The 267-nt window shown below is 67.0% G+C and carries 1 pseudogene; it reads left to right on the top strand.

Annotated elements, in window-relative coordinates:
• Positions 1–4: 4 nt before the first annotated feature.
• Positions 5–267 (top strand): annotated as a pseudogene (locus tag SB816_RS32150) (aminoglycoside phosphotransferase family protein); the annotation flags it as partial.

The following is a 267-nucleotide window of genomic DNA, read 5'->3' as shown; positions in this document are numbered from 1 at the left end:
CATCATGAAGCACGAACAAGATAACGATCACGACCACGATATTGACCCCGCCGCGAAAGCCGACACGCACGACGCCGCCGCGCGCGCCGCGCCGCAATTCACAGTCGACGGCGAGAAGGCCGAGCGCGACTGGCCGCTCATCACGCGTGACGAAGTCGAGCGCCTGCTCGCCGGTTTTGCCGATCTCGCGCCGCTCGCGAAGATCGCGTGGCACAGCCCGCGGCCGTTTTCATCGGCGGTGCTCGCGCATACGCTCGATGGCCGCGC

Source organism: Achromobacter sp. SIMBA_011 (genome assembly GCF_046535435.1).
GTDB lineage: Bacteria > Pseudomonadota > Gammaproteobacteria > Burkholderiales > Burkholderiaceae_B > Achromobacter > Achromobacter dolens.
This window is presented reverse-complemented; position numbering and strand designations above follow the sequence as displayed.